1 protein-coding gene and 2 pseudogenes are annotated in these 2,390 nt (G+C 34.0%); all 3 read left to right on the top strand.

Annotated elements, in window-relative coordinates:
- Nucleotides 1–180: pseudogene (locus tag H131_RS22695) on the top strand (CsxC family protein); the annotation flags it as partial.
- A gap of 658 nt (nt 181–838) precedes the next feature.
- The gene (locus tag H131_RS22690; RefSeq protein WP_010861476.1) at nt 839–2,032 is read left to right on the top strand and encodes a BC_2427 family protein; all 1,194 of its coding nucleotides are present in this window, start codon (nt 839–841) and stop codon (nt 2,030–2,032) included.
- Between the two features lie 147 nt (nt 2,033–2,179).
- Nucleotides 2,180–2,390, top strand: a pseudogene (locus H131_RS22685) (CsxC family protein); the annotation flags it as partial.

The following is a 2,390-nucleotide window of genomic DNA, read 5'->3' as shown; positions in this document are numbered from 1 at the left end:
ATGGCAAGACCTGAAGGTACATTCAGCACATTGCGTGAAAAAATCGTACTAGATCTTACTGTGAAAGTACTACAAGTTCAACAAATCCGCCTTGCGGCAGGTAGTGTAGTAACACCTATTCTTTCAGGACTTACGCCTCCAGTTAGTCCTGCTACTAATTCTCCTACTGATCCTTGTTAATCTCTTGTTTTAGAGGAGAAAATAGATAAAAAAGGGCATTTCGAGGACACTGAAAAAACAATAATTGAGTTGGCAGTGGAAAGTTCGATTGAATCGAACTTTCCACTGCCATTTTGCTATAAAATAACGACTGTAAATGCATTAATAGGTTATTTGTTGACTCAACTGCTACTAAGATTTGAAAGGCGCTCAGTGGCAAAAGTAAAAATAAAGCATAAAATGGATTGTAATTATAAGTGCAACACTTAGATCAAAATAAAAGTAGTTCATAATGATGTCGTTAAAATGTACCTGATAACATTCGAAACAGAGGAAATCATTATGAGCTATACACATCTTTCATATCTTCAAGCAAATATAAAAGAGAAGAGTTTAGCAGTAATCAGACGTTAGAAAAAGAAATGAAAATCGCTGTGTTTTTTTACAGATCCATTTCCATAATGGCAACGGGGCAGTAATAAGAATGAAAACGGGTTACTTAGTGAGTTTTCTCTGAAGAAAACGAATTTTGATTATGTCTCCCCAGAAAATCTCCTAAAGTCCTAACATTAAAAAATAAATCGACCAAGAAGATGTCTTGGCCGGAAAAAAGTACAGGGGTTTTTTTCGGAGCAAATGTTGCACTTAATTTGACAAAAAATTATTTGGGAGTGAAATAATGAAAACTCCATGGATTAACTATGAAAAAATGAAGGAAGTAAGTTTCAAGCAAATTCATTACACCGAATGGACGTATCAAACTGAACTTACAAATAAAAAAGATCACGCATCACAACTAGGTTCTACTCGTGAAATATTAAATTCCAAAAAAGAAGATGAAACCAGCTTTACAGAGGAACCTGATTTTGCAGCCCATCTAGATTCCAATCGCGAAGTACTTATTCCTTCAGAAACTAATATTGAGGAAGAAATCGTTCATCACATTGATACGGAAGAGGCAGATGAAACAAACCCTGTGGAAGAACTGGGTTTTGCAGCCCAATTAAGCTCTAATCGTAAATTTGTCAGTCCTTCTGAATCCGATGTTGAGAATAACATGATTGATACAGATGAGATGGAGAAAAACAATTCTGCAGGTCGTGTTAATGCATGTCATGGGTCAGTTTGTACTATAACCAAAAAAAGTCCAATTTCTACTCATGTAGAAATTGATGATTTTCTTCATGCTCCTATCTGTGGTGAGATTGTTCAAAATACATTTGAATTTCTTGACCTAAACAATCACCTTATTCCTCAATTTGAAACCAAACTATTTAACACTACAAAGGTTTATCCTGAACATCCTGATTGTCGTTTGGTTCGTTCAAAAATTAATGAGATTATTTTTTTAATGAGAACTGATACTTATGATAAAAATAGTCAGAAGAATAATCCGTCTCAATCAGTTGTAGTTCCCTTACATAACACACAATCAATTAAAAAAGAAGAAATAAATAATCACTCTTACCCTTATGATGATTTTATGCATATTAGAGTTCCAGTTGTAGTAGGGGAATATAAAATCGAAATATGCTTGGAAGAAAATATTGTATTTGAAAAAGGAATTGTGGAAGTTAAAGATATCTCGAATGAGGTAGTACTAACCAATTGTAAGTTCGTAGCTAATCAGTTTTCTCAATCATTAGGTAATGGGACATGTACAGCATTAAAGGGAAATTTATTTATTGAAGGATATATACATCAGAATATTGAGTATACTGCATTTCACACTAGGAATGCAGTACCTGCACAAAATGAGTCATTAATTCATTCAAATCAATTGTGCCAAAATGTAGTTTTAGAATTAATCATTCATATACTACAAGTACAGCCGATTCTAATCAGTTATGATAGCCAAGGATCTAGAGGATAATTGAAACTTTTTCCTCAGCTCAAAAATCCCTTTATTAAAATGAGTAAAAGAACTAGTAAAACGTCTATGCATAGATTTTATTGCTACATATTCTAGCTATATAGAGAGAGCTCTCTATTACTATAAAATGAAAAGAGGGAATTTTTTTTGAGTGATCAATTAGATAATCAGATCCAACCTTGTCTACCTTGTCCTGTATCATCAACTGAACAAACCCCATTATCCAGTGCGAATACCCCAGTAGTCGCTACACCGCTTTCGACTCCTATTATTAAAATACCGGTTGTACTTTCCGAACCAACACTTCAAATAGTTGTGGAGTCGGATATTACGCTTACTCCTGCAGCAACTGAAATCA

This window comes from Lysinibacillus sphaericus OT4b.31 (assembly GCF_000392615.1).
GTDB lineage: Bacteria > Bacillota > Bacilli > Bacillales_A > Planococcaceae > Lysinibacillus > Lysinibacillus sphaericus_B.
Note: the sequence above shows the minus strand (reverse complement) of the source record. Positions and strands in the feature narration are given on the sequence as shown.